Genomic DNA, 14,990 nt, shown 5'->3' on the forward strand with positions numbered 1-14,990 from the left:
TGACTAGATCTTGGGCATTAGTTTCCCAAACATAACTAATCATGATGACGCCACCGTAGTCGAAGGGTGTTGAAAACAGGGTCTCCCGCGCGCAAAATGTGAGGTTTTTCTCACGTTTGATGCGAGGGTGGGGGCACTCTCGTGATTCTCGCCGAGCGAAGGTGCCTAACCTTTTGTATTCTTGGCGGCACTGCAGCAGCTCGGGGGGATGCGCACGGGGTACTCATCACCAGCTCGCTCAGTATGCACGTACTACACAAAATTCTAGGGGGGACAATGTCTCAAACCGCACCTCAAAAACCGGTCAAAACTCCAGCTGTGCTCAGCGCTAGGCGCGTGAGGAAGGTCATGGAAAGGCTGGCTGGCACGCTAGAGAAAAACGAAATGGGCTTGCCCACAGTCCGGATTCCGGGTGGCTACATGAGTATTGACGTCAACGAAGAAATGGGCGGCCTTGCCATTCTTGGGTTTTGGGGCGGCTCGGTGCGCTTCGACCCAGACCGACAGCCCTTGCGTATGGACGTCAACGACTTCAATGGTGGAGGGATCTCTGGCAACGTCGTCGCTGAGGCCTGTGGGAGCTCCGCACAGCATTCGCATCTGCGCGTTTATGCCGCGCCGTATTTGCCGTCGACGGCCACGAATTCTCAGCTTAAGAGCATTATTTCTGGATACGCTAAGTCACTCTCGGCAGTCTTTGCGCGATTCGATGAGCACTTTCCGGACGAACCCTCCAGGCCCATGCGTGGTGCGGGGCTTAAGCCGGTTCCCGCGCATTATTTCAGTGAAGTCTACGAGGTTTCAGCAGTCGGGCTGTGGCGCGTGCACCAACGCGCTACGCGCTTGGCCATGATCGGGCACCCAGTCCACGTTGTGAACCATGGCGACGGCACGGTGAGCATCATTATTGATGACCACACCATCACCGTGCAGGCAGCGCAGGACGGCTCAGACGATATTGAACTGCGGCTAGTGACGCCCTCTGGGCGTTGTATGTGTGATTTCGATGCGCTCGTGCGCTGGGCCGAGTTCAAAAATGACGTCCAGTATGCGTACTCCGCGCGTATTGAGGCTGTGCATCATGATGCAGAAGAGGATCTGGTCTTCGTTGCCGCTGCTCGCATTCCCACCGCGTGGGGCTATACGGATGCGCAGCTGGACCACCAGTTGAGCACCTTGGTGAGCCAGTTGATCTGGGCTGGGGAGGAGTTCTACACAACCTTCAACCCAGATCGCTTCAAGCGCTACGTTGATCGCGCTGCTTAAGCCTTGGCGTGTTCTTCAATGAGCGCCATCAGATCCTTCTGCACCTCGCGGCGCCGGACTTTGCCCAGCTGGTCCGACGCCAAGTGCTCGAAGTGGTAGAACCTGCGCGGAACCTTATAGCGGGTAAGGCGCTCGCGGCAGTAGTCCTTGAGGCCTTCGGGGTCGAGCACGGCGCCGTCGTTAAGCACAATGCAGCCCACCACGTCCTCAGAACCGTCTGCGCGGGGCAGACCCACGACAGCCACGGCGTTCACGTCCGGGTGCTGACGGATGACGTCCTCGACCTCAGCCGGGTAGATATTGAAGCCGCCGGTAATAATCATCTCCTTGATGCGGGAGACAATCTTGATGAAGCCATCAGACTCCATAATCGCCATATCACCGGTGCGGTACCAGCCGTCGTGGAAGGCATTCTCGGTGGCTTCCGGCATGTTGAAATAGCCCTTGAACACCTGCGGGCCGCGCACGAGCAGCTCACCCGCGGTGCCGTCCGGCTGGGTTTCATCGAGGTTCTCTGGGTTTCCGATGCGCACCTCGGTATCCGGGAATGGGATGCCGATGTAGCCCGGGCGGCGGTTCTTGTTGAGGGGGTTCACTGTCACGATCGGTGAGGTCTCCGTCAGACCGTAGCCCTCCACGAGAAGGCCGCCGGTGAGTGCCTCCCATTCTTCGACGATTTCAGGAGGCAGGGCAGCAGCACCAGAGAGGCTGTTCTCGATGCCATGTAGGTCGATTCCTTCCTTCTTGGCGGCTTCCATGACCTTGGCATAGATGGTGGGCACGCCCGGCATCCAGGTGGGGCGGCGCTTCTTCATGATCTCCAGCAGCAGAGGAATCTTCGGTGCCGGCGTGAGCACGAGCTCGCCACCAATCTGCACGCCCAGCGCGGCGATCAGGGTGAGGCCGTAGACGTGGAAGAGGGGCAGAGCCGCCAGCATGCGTTCAGGCTTGTCACCCAGGGACGGAACCCACGACTCTGCCATCTTCATGTTGCAGTAGAGGTTGGAATGGGTCAGCTCCGCGCCCTTCGGTGTGCCGGTGGTGCCTGACGTGTACAGGATGAGCGCGGTGTCGTTGAGATCGACGTCCGCGTTGACCAGCTTGTGGCCGTGTCCGCCGATGGCGCGGCCGGTGAGGGCGCTCCATGGCACGGTATTGGGTGCTGGGACGGAGAGCTCCTCCCGCTTGTCCTTGATAAAAGGAATAGGCAAGCGCAAGAGCACCTGCTTTCGACGTGGCATGGCGTCAATCATGTTGACCGTCACGATAGTCTCCAACGGGGTGGAATCGCGCAGCTTCTCGAAGGTCGGGCTCGACTTGTCCCAGACCACAGCCACGCGGGCAGCGTGGTCCTTGAAGAGCGGCTCCAACTCCGGCGCGGTGTACAGCGGGTTGTGCTCCACCACGGTGGCCCCCAGCTTCAAGATGGCGTAAAAAACGGCCACGTGCTGCGGACAGTTGGGTAGTGCCACCGCCACGCGGTCGCCCGGGCGAATGCCGAAAGCCTTGAGTCCTGCCGCTGCGGCGCGCACGTGGGTATCGAGCTCGCGGTAAGTCATCTGGTGGCCGAAGAACCACGTGGCTGGTCGGTCGCCATAAGCCTCAACGGTCTCTTGATAGGAGTCGAGGAGAGTCTTGTCGCCGTAGTCCAAGTGGGGCTTGGTCCATTCCGGGTAATACTGCAGCCAGGCCTTGGTCTCGTAGGCGGATGGTGCGTGGGCAGAGGATTCGGTCATGCGCGCGAACTCCTTAGGTGGTCAAATATGTTACGTGTGGAACAGTATAACTAATTTGTGACAGGAGTCTCGCAAAAATTTGCAAAGTTGCTTCTAATAACTAAAAGTATGTGCTCAGGACCCTGGTTGGCAGGGATGGGGAGGGGAAACCTGGAAAACGTACGCGTCTGGCCAGAACCGTGGCTGTCGACAGGGCTTTCGCCCGTGAGCCAGGTCCTGGCCAGACGTGAGGGAGGGGAGGTGGGTTTTACTTCTCTGCCTTGAGGCGCTCAAGCAGATCCGCTTGGACCTCGCGGCGGCGAATCTTGCCCAACTGGTCCGTGGCAAGCTGCTCGAAGTGGTAGAAAGTGCGCGGAACCTTGTAGCGGGTAAGGCGCTCGCGGCAGTAGTCCTTGAGACCTTCGGGATCCATAGCGGCACCGTCTGACAAGATGATGCAGGCTACAACATCTTCGGAGCCATCCGAGCGCGGGCGGCCCACGACGGCTGCCTCCGTGACGTCGGGGTGAGAGAGCAGGACTTCCTCAACCTCGCCTGGGTAGACGTTGAAGCCACCGGTAATGATGATTTCCTTGATGCGGCTTACCAGTCGGATGAAGCCGTCGTCCTCCATGACGCCCATGTCTCCGGTGCGGAACCAGTCACCGTGGAAGGCATTCTTGGTGGCTTCCTCATCGCCGAAGTAGCCCTTGAACACCTGCGGTCCGCGGGCCAAAACTTCGCCCTCCTGGCCATCCGGCATGGTTTCGTCAAGGTTATCCGGATTAGCGATGCGGACTTCGGTATCCGGGAACGGGATGCCTACATAGCCGGGACGGCGGTCGGAGCTCATGGGGTTGCCCACGATGATCGGAGAACACTCGGTGAGACCATAGCCCTCTACCAGCATGCCGCCGGTGTACTTTTCCCATTTCTCCACTGTGCTGACCGGCAGGGTGGATGCACCGGAGAAGGCTGCGCGGACGCCATCGAGGGACACGCCGTCTTCTTCTGCCTTGGCCACGATGCGCTCGTAGAGGGTCGGCACACCCGGAATCCAGGTTGGGGTGTGCTTCTTCATCAGATCCATGATGAGCGGCATCTGTGGGCTCGGCAGGAGAACGAGCTCGCTGGCGATGAGCGGAGCCAAGGTGGCATTCATGGTGAGGCCGTAGGCGTGGAAGAACGGCAGGGCCGCAAGCATGCGCTCGGGGGAATCACCCAAGCCCGGAACCCAATGCTTGCCCATGAGCAGGTTGGAGAACAAGTTACCGTGAGTCAGCTCCGCACCTTTGGGCTTACCCGTGGTGCCCGAGGTGTACAGGATAATCGCGGTGGTGTCCTTGGTGACTTCTTCCGGGGAGAGGACATCGGAGCCATCGCCGCCGATAGCGTTGCCCACAAGGGACTCCCACGGCACGGTGTTGGGGGCCGGCGCGGTGAGCTGCTCGCGCTTGGCCTTCAGCGGCGGAATAGGCAGACGCAGGGCCAGGCGCTGTGGGGTGGGCATGGCGTTAATCATGTTGATGGAGACGACGGTCTCCAGGCTCGTCGTTGCGCGCAGCTTTTCCAAGGTCGACGCCGTCTTATCCCAGGAAATGGCGATGCGCGCGCCGTGGTTCTGGAACAGGCCCTCGAGCTCGTGCGCGGTGTAAAGCGGGTTGTGGAGTACGGCGATGGCACCCAGCTTGAGCACGGCCCAGAAGGACGCGATGAACTGCGGGCAGTTCGGGGCGACGATAGCAACGCGGTCACCAGGACGTACGCCGAAGGCGCGAAGACCGGCGGCGGCACGGCGCACCTGCTTATCCAGCTCCGCATAGGTCTGTGTGCGGCCGAAGAAGTAGGTGGCGGGTTTGTCGGGGTTGAGTGCGAGGTTGTTGTCGTAGACGTCGAGAAGCGTGGTGTCCCCATATTCCAGGGTGTGCGGGGTCCACTCTGGGTAGTACTGCAGCCACGCTTTGGACTCTGATGCCGACATTCCTTCACCTTTCGGTCACGAAACTCAAGTTGGGGGCCAGTATAACTCTCTCTGATTCGGGATACACTGGATGACTATGCGCATCGCGATGATTTCTATGCACACCTCACCCCTTGAGCAGCCCGGATCAGGGGATGCCGGTGGCATGAATGTGTACGTCCTCAATACGGCCCGCCAGCTTGCGCGCCTTGGCGTCACCGTGGATGTTTTCACGCGCGCCACACGCCCGAGTCAGGGTGAGGTGGTGGACGTCGAGGAGCGCCTGCGCGTTATCAACATTGTGGCTGGCCCGTATGAGGGACTGAGCAAGGAGGAGCTGCCCACCCAGCTCGCCGCTTTTACGGGGGGAATCTTTAATTTTGCTCGCTGCTTCGACGTGGATTACGACGTCATACACTCCCACTATTGGCTCTCCGGTCAGGTGGGCTGGCTGTTGCGGGACCTGTGGGATGTGCCCCTCGTACACACCGCGCACACTTTGGCCGCGGTGAAGAACGTGCACCGCACTCTTGATGACACTCCAGAGACCGAAGCCCGCCGCATTTGCGAGCAGCAGCTTGTAGACAACGCTGACATCCTCGTGGTCAACACCGCACAAGAGACGCGCGACTTGGTGGAGCACTACGATGCGTCGCCGGAGAATATCGTCGTTGTTTCCCCTGGTGCAGACACGGAGCTGTACACACCGGGCACCGATCGCATGACGGAGCGTGCCCGCCGCCAGCTGGGCATTCCACTGCACACCAAGGTGGTGGCCTTTGTGGGGCGCCTGCAAAAGTTCAAGGGGCCGGAGGTTCTCATTCGCGCCACGGCTGAGCTCATGGAACGCGATCCGGATCGCAGCCTCCGCGTTGTCATCTGCGGCGGAGCTTCTGGGGCGAATTCCTCGCCGGATACCTACCACAATTTGGCCCGCGAGCTGGGGGTTGATCGGGTTGTCCGCTTCCTTCACCCACGCCCGCCGCAGGAGCTCGTTGCCATCTATCAAGCAGCGGACATTGTGGCGGTGCCCAGCTACAACGAGTCTTTTGGCCTCGTGGCCATGGAAGCGCAGGCCTCGGGAACGCCCGTGGTTGCGGCGGCGGTCGGTGGCCTGCCCATCGCCGTTGCAGACGGCGATACCGGTCTTCTTGTTCATTCCCATTCGGCGTCGGACTGGGCTGACGCTCTGGAGCAGTTGCTTGACGACGACCCACGTCGCATCGCCATGGGTGAAGCCGCCGTCGACCATGCCCAGCAATTCAGCTGGGCAGCAGCCGCGACCCAACTAGAAAACATCTATGCCGACGCGATGAGTATTGAGATTCCGGACTGCCATACGCGCCGAGCAATTGGCTACTAAACCCACACAAGTGGGCATGAACCCACGCCCAGGGGTAGTGTGCCTGGGTTCACAGGCGCAAGGCCCGCAAACGTGGCATGCTGGTGTTTATGAGTAACGGAAAGCTGATTCTACTTCGACACGGACAGTCCGAATGGAACGAGTCCAACCAGTTCACCGGTTGGGTTGACGTCAACCTCACCGCCAAGGGTGAGAGCGAGGCTAAGCGCGGCGGCGAGCTGCTCAAGGAGCAGGGCATCCTGCCGGAGGTTGTCTACACCTCCCTTCTCCGCCGTGCCATCCGCACCGCTAACATCGCGCTCAACGCCGCAGATCGCCACTGGATTCCGGTTGTGCGTGACTGGCGCCTCAACGAGCGTCACTACGGAGCTCTGCAGGGACTCAACAAGGCGGAGACCAAAGATAAGTACGGCGAGGAGCAGTTCATGGCATGGCGCCGTTCCTACGGCACCCCGCCGCCGGAGCTTGAGGATGGCTCCGAATACTCCCAGGCCGGCGACCCGCGCTACGCCAACCTCGATGAGGTTCCGCGCACCGAGTGTCTGAAGGACGTCGTCGAGCGCTTTGTTCCTTACTTCGAGGAGGAAATCCTCCCCCGTGCCAAGAAGGGCGAGACCGTCCTTATTGCCGCGCACGGCAACTCCCTGCGTGCCCTGGTCAAGCACCTCGACAATATCTCTGAGGAAGACATCGCTGGCCTCAACATTCCGACGGGTATCCCGCTGGTCTACGAGATTGCTGAGGACGGCTCTGTGGTGAACCCAGGAGGCAACTACCTCGATCCGGAGGCAGCCGCTGCTGGCGCCGCCGCGGTTGCTGCTCAGGGCGCCACGAAGTAGTCCTGCTTTCGCGCACTGCGCATAATCCCCAGGGAGCCTATACTCCTTGGGGATTTCTTTCGAGGTGTGAATCGTCGTGGAACTTATACTCGCTTTCCTAGCCGGTGTGGTGGCGTGTGGCCTAGCCATACCGGTGATAACCCGTATCCGCGAGCGGCTGGAGCGCCGCCGCGCCCGCGACGCTGATTCCAACCAGGTCACCAGTGTGAGCCAAGTTCTTCACCTTGCCGTGGGTGGTTCACCAGCGGGTATCACCGTGTTGTCCCGCACCAAAGAAATCATTTTTTCCAACCCCTCCGCACACGAGATGTCGATGGTCCATGACCGTGCTGTGAACCCGGATATTTGGTCCGTTGCTGAGGAGGTCTTCGACGACAAGGAGACCCGCACGCTGGACTTGGCGATTCCTAAGCGTCGCACCGGAAACCGCGTGACTCAGGTGCGTGCCGTGGTCAAACCGCTGACGCTGAACGACGACCGATTCGTCATCGTGTACGGCACCGATGAATCCGAATCGGTGCGTATGGAATCCGCTCGCCGTGACTTTGTGGCCAATGTCTCCCACGAGCTTAAGACACCCGTCGGTGGTATCGCTCTGCTAGCGGAAGCACTCCTCCAAGACACCGGCGACCCCGACCATGTCGAGTATTTCGGCAGCAAGGTTCAGAAGGAAGCCGCGCGCATGGCGGACATGGTGAGTGAGCTCATCTCGCTATCCAAGCTGCAAGGTGCAGAGGCCCTTCCGGAAATGAAGCCGGTCGATCTTGATGACATCATCGATGAGGCGATGACGCGCAACCAGCTTGCCGCGGACGCCCATAACAATCAGCTCACGCGCGGTGAATCCGTCGGAGTGCAGGTTATGGCAGATAAATCCCTGCTGGTCACAGCCGTTTCCAACCTCATCTCTAATGCCATTCACTACTCTCCTGATGAGATGCCGGTGTCAGTCACCCAGAAGGTCGTGAGTGGAAACGTTGTCCTCATCCGCGTTACCGACCGCGGTATCGGCATTGCCCCGGAGGACCAGGAGCGCGTGTTTGAGCGCTTCTTCCGCGTGGATAAGGCGCGCTCTCGCCAGACCGGCGGAACCGGACTGGGACTGGCCATTGTCAAGCACGTCGTGGCGAATCATGGCGGCAACATCAAGCTGTGGTCCCGGCCGGGAACAGGCTCGACGTTCACAATCGAGCTCCCTATATACACCGAAGAAAAGCCAGCGGATAGTGTAGAAAATCAGGATAATAAAGAAGACGGAGCCGTCAGCTCCGCCGCTCCTGGTCTGCAGCGCGCTGTTGCGCGTGTCGCCGCCCGTCGAAAGGATAAAGCTCAATGACCACCATCCTCATCGTCGAAGATGAAGAGTCGCTGGCCGATCCCCTCGCCTTTCTGCTCCGTAAGGAGGGCTTCGACGTTCTCCTAGCCCCAGACGGCCCCAGCGCGTTGGAGCAGTTCGCCGCAAACACCGTGGACATTGTGTTGCTCGATCTCATGCTTCCAGGCATGTCGGGCACGGACGTCTGCAAGCAGCTGCGCGCCACCTCCTCGGTGCCGGTCATCATGGTCACCGCGCGTGACTCTGAGATCGACAAGGTTGTGGGTCTTGAACTGGGTGCGGATGACTATGTGACCAAGCCCTATTCCTCCCGTGAGCTTATCGCTCGCATCCGTGCGGTGCTGCGCCGTGGTGGCGAGGTCAGCTCGGAGGGCAGCGAGGAAGAGCCGGATAACCAGGTACTGGAGGGCGGTCGCGTGCGCATGGATGTGGAGCGCCACACCGTGCTTGTCGACGGTCACCCGGTCTCCATGCCCCTCAAGGAGTTCGACCTCCTTGAATATCTCCTACGCAACGCCGGTCGCGTACTCACCCGCGGCCAGCTCATTGACCGCATTTGGGGCGCGGACTATGTCGGTGACACCAAGACTCTCGACGTCCACGTCAAGCGCCTGCGCTCCAAGATTGAGTCCGAGCCTTCCCACCCCAAGCACCTTGTGACCGTGCGCGGCTTGGGCTACAAGTTCGAGGCCTAAACCGCTCCTGAGTTCCCGCCGGATTCATCCGCAGGGTGCCGCGGGAATGTCACTCCGGAGCGTGCCCGTGCCTCACAGTGACGGGCCAGGATGTCATAGGATTCCTCGCCCAGCAGGGCAATGAGCTCCGTCTTCTGTGACTTCCACAGCGGCTCGTCTGCCGTGTGGCAGGACGGGTCGGCCGAGCAATACCAATCGAAGTCCTCTCCGCCATTGCCCCATCCGCGGCGATCGTATTCACCGATGGTGGTGCGCAGAATCTCTTCACCATCGGGGCGCTCTTCGTAGTCTTCGTGGCGGCGAATCGGCACCTGCCAACACACCTCAGGTTTGACTACGGTGAGCTCCTCTCCAGCATCGAGAGCCCACTGGTGGATGGCGCAGCCGGTGCCGGTGGGCCAGCCGGCGCGGTTGGCGAAGATACAGGCGCCGTCGACAAGCGGCGTCTTGAGCGCTGGTTCTGGCTCGCCATCGTCTCCGTCGAGCTCGTCCCATTCCAACCACGGCTCCAGTTCTTCTGGTTGGCCGTTCTTCAGATACTCGTCGACATCCGCTGGGCGGTGCTGCCAGTAGCGTGCGGGCATGCGGGAGACGGCGTCGGCAAGCTGCTCTCGATCCGTCTCGTCGGCCATGTACGCGCCATGCACACAGCAACCGACGTCGGGCTGCTGCTTATCGATGCCGTGGCACGCCGCCGTTCCAAATTGGCAGGCGTAGTGTGACTCGAGCCAGGTCAGATCGATGGAATAAACGTGCAACGGATCTTCGGGATCGGTGAACTCAAACCATTCACGCGGAAAGTCAGGGGCCTTTTCGCGGCCCGCGAGGATGGACGTGGCGGCGGGGGAGGAGGCGGGAAAACCCAGGTAAACCTCATTTGATTTTGGGCGATTCACACCTACCCACGGTAGACCTACTACTCTAGGGGTGTGCGATTAGGTGTGTTAGACGTCGGAAGTAATACCGTCCACCTCGTTGCGGTCGATGCCGCAACCGGTGGCCGCCCCACCCCGATGAGTGACTGGAAGACTCCACTGCGTCTGGTGGAACAGCTCGACAAGAAGGGCAACATCCACGAGAAGGGCTTGAAAAAGCTCATCTCCGCCGTGGGTGAAGCCAATGAGCTGGGCCAGAAGCTCGGTTGTGATGAGTTCATGGCTTTTGCGACCTCTGCGGTGCGCTCGGCCCCCAACTCGGCCGAGGTCCTCGATGAGGTGGAGAAGCAGACCGGCGTCCGCTTGGAAATCCTCTCCGGCGAAGAAGAGGCACGCCTGACGTTCCTGGCGGTGCGTCGTTGGTATGGCTGGTCCGCTGGTCGCATCACCAATCTCGACATCGGTGGCGGCTCCTTAGAGCTGTCCACTGGCACGGACGAGCATCCGGAGCTCGCTTTCTCCCTCGATTTGGGAGCTGGCCGCCTGACCCATAACTGGTTCGACACTGATCCGCCGGAGAAGGCGAAGGTAAACCTGCTTCGTGATTACATCGATGCGGAGCTGGTCAGCGTTGCCGATCAGATGCGCGCTCTCGGCCCCTCGGGCCTGGGCGTGGGAACCTCCAAAACCTTCCGTACGCTGGCCCGACTTACCGGTTCCGCGCCTTCTTCTGCAGGGCCGTACGTCAAGCGCACCCTCACCGCACCGGGTCTGCGGCAGCTCATTTCTTTCATCTCTCGTATGACTGCAGCTGACAGGGCAGACCTTGAGGGTGTAAGTTCTACCCGATCGCACCAAATCGTCGCGGGCGCTCTTGTGGCCGAGGCGAGCATGCGTGCCCTGGGCATCGAGAAGCTGGAGATCTGCCCATGGGCTCTCCGTGAAGGTGTTATTCTGCGCCGTACCGATAAGGGACTGGAATAGGAAAGAAACGTGGCTGACGAGAAACAGTTGACAGTTGCGGAGCTGCTGGCCCGTAACGCGAAGAACCACTCCGATGGAGAGAAGAGCTCGCGCCGCCGTCGCCGCAGCCTTGATGAAGGCGGCATCTCCGTTGCGGAATTAACCGGCAACCTCGAGAAGGTCAAGGCGGCCCCGGCGGAGTCGAAGCACTCCAACGTCTCCATCGACGAGACTGCTCCCGTCATTCCCGCTCCGACCAAGGACACCGACAAGCCGCAGGCCGCCGCTGTCCGCGTCGAGAGACCGGACACTTCGGTTAAGGAGGAAGCGGCCGAGAAGCCTGACAAGTCCGAGAAGGCCGATAAGCCGTCCGACGAGGACACCCGCGTTATCCAGCGGGTGAAGGACGAGCCCGCGAAGAAGGGTGAGGACACGACGGTCGACAAGGCCGTTGCCGCGCCCGTAGTCGCACCGGAGGATGAGACCACCGCGACGGGTGAGCTTGAAGCCATCGACCACGATCATGACGATTACGACGATGAGCATGACGAGGACTACGAGGAGGAGAAGCTCAATCCCTTCGCCGTCGTCCTGCTCGCCCTCGTGGGCATTGTGTTGGGGGCAGTCGTGTTCAAGGGCTTCGAAATCCTCTGGGATCGCTTCGACCGCCTTGTAGTCGTGGTGCTGGGCGTCGTCGTTACCGGCGTAATCGTTGGCATTGTGCATGCACTGCGCACCAGCCGCGACGGTCTGTCCATGTTCCTCGCGGCCGTGGCCGGGCTCGTGCTTACCTTCGGCCCACTACTCGTGGTGATGTAAGCACCTGTTCCACAGGGCATCTTTTAAAAGGCATCTGCTGGGATGTTGTGCGCTTACTTGGTGGCCGCGCCCTCGCCTTTCTGGCACCCTGGGAAGCATGACAAAAATTGCAGTACTTGGTGGAGGACAAATCGGCGAGGCCCTGGTGTCGGGGTTGGTGAACGCGGGCTATGATGCCGCAGACATCGTGGTGACCAACCGCCGTCCGGAGCGTGGCGAGGAGCTGCAGAGCGCCTATGGTGTGGCCGTCACCAGTGACAACGCCAAGGCCATTGACGGCGCGGACTACATTTTTGCCTGCGTCAAGCCCTACGCCATTGTCGAGCTCCTTGAAGGCCTCGACATCTCAACGGACGCCGTTCTCGTGTCCATGGCGGCCGGCCTCACCCTGGACACTCTGGAGAAGGCCGCCGGCAACGGCGTGCCAGTCGTTCGCGTCATGCCGAACACTCCGATGTTGGTGGGCAAGGGCATGTGCACGTGTGCGGAGGGACAGCACGTGAGCGAGGGGCAGCTGGGGGGTGTCGTCAAGCTGCTTGAGGCCGTCGGTGAGGTTGCTGTCATCGAGGAGAAGCACATCGACGCCGCAACCGCCCTGGCTGGCTCCGCGCCGGCTTACTACTTCCTTGTCACCGAAGCGCTTATCGACGCCGGCGTGCAGCTCGGCCTCACCCGTGACGTCGCCGAGCAGCTCGCAACCCGCACCGCCCAGGGCGCGGGCACGATGATGGCGGAATCTGGCAAGGATCCCGTCGCCCTGCGTGCAGGGGTTACCTCCCCGGGGGGAACCACTGCGGCTGCCCTCCGTGAGCTTGAAGAGTCCGGTCTTCGAGGCGCCTTCTTCCGTGCCGCTGAAGCATGTGCCCAGCGTGCGCAGGAACTTGCCTGAGTTTGCCGCCTCACCTGAAAATAATGTGACACCTGTTGCCCGGCGAGTTTCTGGGGAACAGCGTTGCGAATGTGGAAAAAATTGGCACTTGGGTCGCATTAGTCACAGGTTTCACGCTAAGCTGGCATGAGCGCGTGCGTGATAGTCCTGTGGGAGGGGAAGCCTACAGCGCGTCACGTGCTGAAGGGTTAAATAAACTATGACGAATGAAGATAAGGGAACTTTCCTGACCATCGCCGAAGTTGCAGAGATCATGCGTGTCTCCAAGATGACGGTCTACAGGTTGGTTCACGCAGGTGACATGCCGGCAGTGCGCGTGGGACGATCGTTCCGCGTTCATGAATCTGCCGTCAAGGAATACCTTGAGGCATCCGTATACGGAGCCTAACTTTTTCATCTCTCTTCGGCAGCGCCCACCACTGCGGACTCCTACGGTCCACGGCGGTGGGCGCTGCCCTTAGTTTTGGTGATGGGCATGGCGCTGGGTAAGATGGTGGGCATTCGTGTCGGCAGAGGTACGTCTGCGTCTCCCTGTTTTGCGGGGCCGCATCGAGTGCACCGTGCGGTTTTATTCCAGGCGTCGCCGGCCGGTTTACGTACGTACTGATACCGAAAGTGAGGAAACCAGTTATGGGTTCTGTCATCAAGAAGCGCCGCAAGCGCATGTCCAAGAAGAAGCACCGCAAGATGCTGCGCCGTACCCGCGTTCAGCGTCGCAAGCTCGGCAAGTAAAGCTTCGAATCGAACTCCCCGCACGATCCTCCGCGATCGTAGCGGGGAGTTCGTCGTATCACACGACGGAGACGACATCTGGTGGAGATCCTTTCTGTGGTCAGGGGAGGGGCTCGTCGTTTGAAACGACGACGCCGGTAGGCATCTAGAACGGAATGTCTTCCGGAGGGGTGTTCGGAACCTCCGGCTCAACCATTGCAGCAGCTGCGTCCAGCTCCTCTTTGAGGGCCTGGGCTTGTTCGTGGGCACGCTCGCGGGTGGCGGTAATCTTCTGTGCCACGGTCTGTGCCCAACGCTTCGTCTTGTTTGCCAGCGGGCCAGTCGGTTCCGTCATGGCCCAGGTGCCGTCTTCGAACAGCCAGACGATGTCCCCTGTGATGGGATCCATGATGTAGTGCGCGCGGCCATCGGTCTTCATGTTGTGATGATGTTGGCACAGCGATGCGAGGTTGCTCGGATGCGTTGGCCCGCCATCGGCAAAGTTGATGCGGTGATCCATCTGGCAGAGGTATGCTGGGCGGTTGCAGCCAAGTGCGCGGCAGGTGCCGTCGCGTCCCTCGACGAACTTGCGGATGAGCTCTGCGACAACGTAGTTATCCGATGCTGCCGGCTCTGCAGAAAAGTCGCGCGTCCGAGTGGCCGGCATGTCCTGCGAGGTCCAGCCATAGCCTTGAACAAAGGTGGGGGCGTTCTCAATGTCCGTGGCTTGGTAAGTGTGGAGGATAATCGTTGAGGCTGGGGTGATGCTGCCGGCGATAAGCTTCTTCAGGGCATCGGCTGAGGAAATGCCGTTCTTCTTTGCGGCCTCCCTGATATAGGAGTCCAGAATCATGCCGGTGGCGCTGTCGGTGTTGAGCTCCAGAATGGCGCGTTTTCCGGTGTCAGTCATCGTGTAGGTGTCCTTCTTGCGCGTATCGCGGAAGGACACCGTTGTGTCGATGCTCTTGCATATATCGCGGACCTTGCGTCCTATCTGGGCGGGCGTGGGAAAGACCTGGTTGGGTGAGGTTGGGGTGAGGTAAGTGGCCAGGGAATCGTCGACAAGCGCGAGCATTTCCTTGGGTACGTTTCCCAGCTTGGTCAGTGCGCAATCGATGGCGATGAGAGCCTTCATGTCGAGCAGATAGGACGTGTCCTGCAGGTTCTTGACCTGTGGGAGCTCGGTGAGGCGGTGAACGGCGAGGCAGCATTCGGTGATGGTGTAGACACCGACGCCGAGCTTGGCGACGAGCCTCTGACACGCCACATCAAAATCTTCATCGAGCGGTGGCATGGCGGCTGTCCACGAACGGTAATCAGCGCGCCGGGCGGCGCTGCGCTCGACGGCGAGCGCGCACTCGGGGTTCATGTGGGAGAAAAAGGCGGTAGGAGTGGTGGTGTTCAACGTGAATCCCCCCGGATTCTTGAGAGATATGGGCAGTGTATGGAGAGGTGAACAGAAGTTCTAATAGAAACCTACAATACGCCTTGGACATGCGTCTCTACCTGCATCTATGGCGAATTGAAAAGCATGAAAAGTGGCACGCTTTCGACCTTGT

The 14,990-nt window shown here is 60.3% G+C and carries 14 protein-coding genes; 10 read left to right on the forward strand and 4 right to left on the reverse strand.

What is annotated here, in order from left to right:
* Nucleotides 1-348 precede the first annotated feature (348 nt).
* Complete coding sequence (locus tag CSING_RS01550; RefSeq protein ID WP_042529106.1) at nt 349-1,266, forward strand: hypothetical protein; 918 nt, start codon at nt 349-351, stop codon at nt 1,264-1,266.
* Here the strand turns inward: CSING_RS01550 and CSING_RS01555 are convergent.
* Both CSING_RS01555 and CSING_RS01560 read right to left on the reverse strand, forming a co-directional pair.
* On the reverse strand, nt 1,263-3,002 hold the full coding sequence (locus CSING_RS01555; protein ID WP_042529108.1) for a long-chain-fatty-acid--CoA ligase: 1,740 nt from the start codon (nt 3,000-3,002) through the stop codon (nt 1,263-1,265). The genes CSING_RS01550 and CSING_RS01555 overlap by 4 nt on opposite strands.
* Before the next feature lie 247 nt (nt 3,003-3,249).
* A complete protein-coding gene (locus tag CSING_RS01560; RefSeq protein WP_042529110.1) occupies nt 3,250-4,962 on the reverse strand; it encodes a long-chain-fatty-acid--CoA ligase in 1,713 nt (570 codons plus the stop codon).
* Between the two features lie 76 nt (nt 4,963-5,038).
* Here CSING_RS01560 and mshA point away from each other — a divergent pair, with 76 nt between their 5' ends.
* The 4 genes from mshA to CSING_RS01580 all read left to right on the forward strand — a co-directional run bounded on the left by mshA (nt 5,039) and on the right by CSING_RS01580 (nt 9,174).
* Nucleotides 5,039-6,304: a D-inositol-3-phosphate glycosyltransferase gene (mshA, locus tag CSING_RS01565; protein ID WP_042533018.1), complete on the forward strand. Its 1,266-nt coding sequence runs from the start codon at nt 5,039-5,041 to the stop codon at nt 6,302-6,304.
* An 89-nt stretch (nt 6,305-6,393) separates the two neighbouring features.
* Nucleotides 6,394-7,143 (forward strand): phosphoglyceromutase, encoded by a 750-nt coding sequence (locus CSING_RS01570; RefSeq protein ID WP_042533020.1) that lies wholly within the window; start codon nt 6,394-6,396, stop codon nt 7,141-7,143.
* Nucleotides 7,144-7,219: 76 nt separating this feature from the next.
* Entirely contained in the window at nt 7,220-8,479 is a 1,260-nt protein-coding gene (locus CSING_RS01575) for a sensor histidine kinase (RefSeq protein WP_186302230.1), read from the forward strand.
* Nucleotides 8,476-9,174 carry a response regulator transcription factor gene (locus tag CSING_RS01580; RefSeq protein ID WP_042529114.1) on the forward strand — a complete coding sequence of 233 codons (699 nt, stop codon included), beginning with the start codon at nt 8,476-8,478 and terminating at the stop codon, nt 9,172-9,174. The genes CSING_RS01575 and CSING_RS01580 overlap by 4 nt, the downstream gene beginning before the upstream one ends.
* On the opposite strand, the gene CSING_RS01585 is transcribed toward CSING_RS01580, so the two are convergent.
* Complete coding sequence (locus CSING_RS01585; protein WP_042529117.1) at nt 9,171-10,070, reverse strand: hypothetical protein; 900 nt, start codon at nt 10,068-10,070, stop codon at nt 9,171-9,173. The two genes, CSING_RS01580 and CSING_RS01585, sit on opposite strands and share 4 nt — an antisense overlap.
* Before the next feature lie 33 nt (nt 10,071-10,103).
* Between CSING_RS01585 and CSING_RS01590 the strand changes: the two genes are divergently transcribed.
* From CSING_RS01590 to CSING_RS13130, 5 genes are all read left to right on the forward strand, one after another.
* A complete protein-coding gene (locus CSING_RS01590) occupies nt 10,104-11,033 on the forward strand; it encodes a Ppx/GppA phosphatase family protein (RefSeq protein ID WP_083280738.1) in 930 nt (309 codons plus the stop codon).
* A gap of 9 nt (nt 11,034-11,042) precedes the next feature.
* Nucleotides 11,043-11,831, forward strand: a complete 789-nt coding sequence (locus tag CSING_RS01595) for a hypothetical protein (protein WP_042529119.1) — start codon at nt 11,043-11,045, stop codon at nt 11,829-11,831.
* A gap of 97 nt (nt 11,832-11,928) precedes the next feature.
* Entirely contained in the window at nt 11,929-12,720 is a 792-nt protein-coding gene (gene proC, locus CSING_RS01600; protein ID WP_042529121.1) for a pyrroline-5-carboxylate reductase, read from the forward strand.
* Between the two features lie 199 nt (nt 12,721-12,919).
* A complete protein-coding gene (locus CSING_RS01605; protein WP_010189818.1) occupies nt 12,920-13,108 on the forward strand; it encodes a helix-turn-helix domain-containing protein in 189 nt (62 codons plus the stop codon).
* 242 nt (nt 13,109-13,350) lie between these two features.
* Nucleotides 13,351-13,452: a 30S ribosomal protein bS22 gene (locus CSING_RS13130; protein WP_003855542.1), complete on the forward strand. Its 102-nt coding sequence runs from the start codon at nt 13,351-13,353 to the stop codon at nt 13,450-13,452.
* 145 nt (nt 13,453-13,597) lie between these two features.
* Here the strand turns inward: CSING_RS13130 and CSING_RS01610 are convergent, their stop codons facing one another.
* Entirely contained in the window at nt 13,598-14,836 is a 1,239-nt protein-coding gene (locus tag CSING_RS01610) for an HNH endonuclease signature motif containing protein (protein WP_052471358.1), read from the reverse strand.
* Nucleotides 14,837-14,990 lie beyond the last annotated feature (154 nt).

The organism is Corynebacterium singulare (assembly GCF_000833575.1).
GTDB classification, from domain to species: Bacteria; Actinomycetota; Actinomycetes; order Mycobacteriales; family Mycobacteriaceae; genus Corynebacterium; species Corynebacterium singulare.

What these genes read in the sequence shown, in the direction of transcription:
- CSING_RS01580 (WP_042529114.1), top strand. Translation starts at nt 8,476, where the DNA reads ATGACCACCATCCTCATCGTCGAAGATGAAGAGTCGCTGGCCGATCCC.
- proC (WP_042529121.1), top strand. Translation starts at nt 11,929, where the DNA reads ATGACAAAAATTGCAGTACTTGGTGGAGGACAAATCGGCGAGGCCCTG.
- CSING_RS01555 (WP_042529108.1), bottom strand. Translation starts at nt 3,002, where the DNA reads ATGACCGAATCCTCTGCCCACGCACCATCCGCCTACGAGACCAAGGCC.
- mshA (WP_042533018.1), top strand. Translation starts at nt 5,039, where the DNA reads ATGCGCATCGCGATGATTTCTATGCACACCTCACCCCTTGAGCAGCCC.
- CSING_RS01605 (WP_010189818.1), top strand. Translation starts at nt 12,920, where the DNA reads ATGACGAATGAAGATAAGGGAACTTTCCTGACCATCGCCGAAGTTGCA.
- CSING_RS01560 (WP_042529110.1), bottom strand. Translation starts at nt 4,962, where the DNA reads ATGTCGGCATCAGAGTCCAAAGCGTGGCTGCAGTACTACCCAGAGTGG.
- CSING_RS13130 (WP_003855542.1), top strand. Translation starts at nt 13,351, where the DNA reads ATGGGTTCTGTCATCAAGAAGCGCCGCAAGCGCATGTCCAAGAAGAAG.
- CSING_RS01550 (WP_042529106.1), top strand. Translation starts at nt 349, where the DNA reads ATGGAAAGGCTGGCTGGCACGCTAGAGAAAAACGAAATGGGCTTGCCC.
- CSING_RS01570 (WP_042533020.1), top strand. Translation starts at nt 6,394, where the DNA reads ATGAGTAACGGAAAGCTGATTCTACTTCGACACGGACAGTCCGAATGG.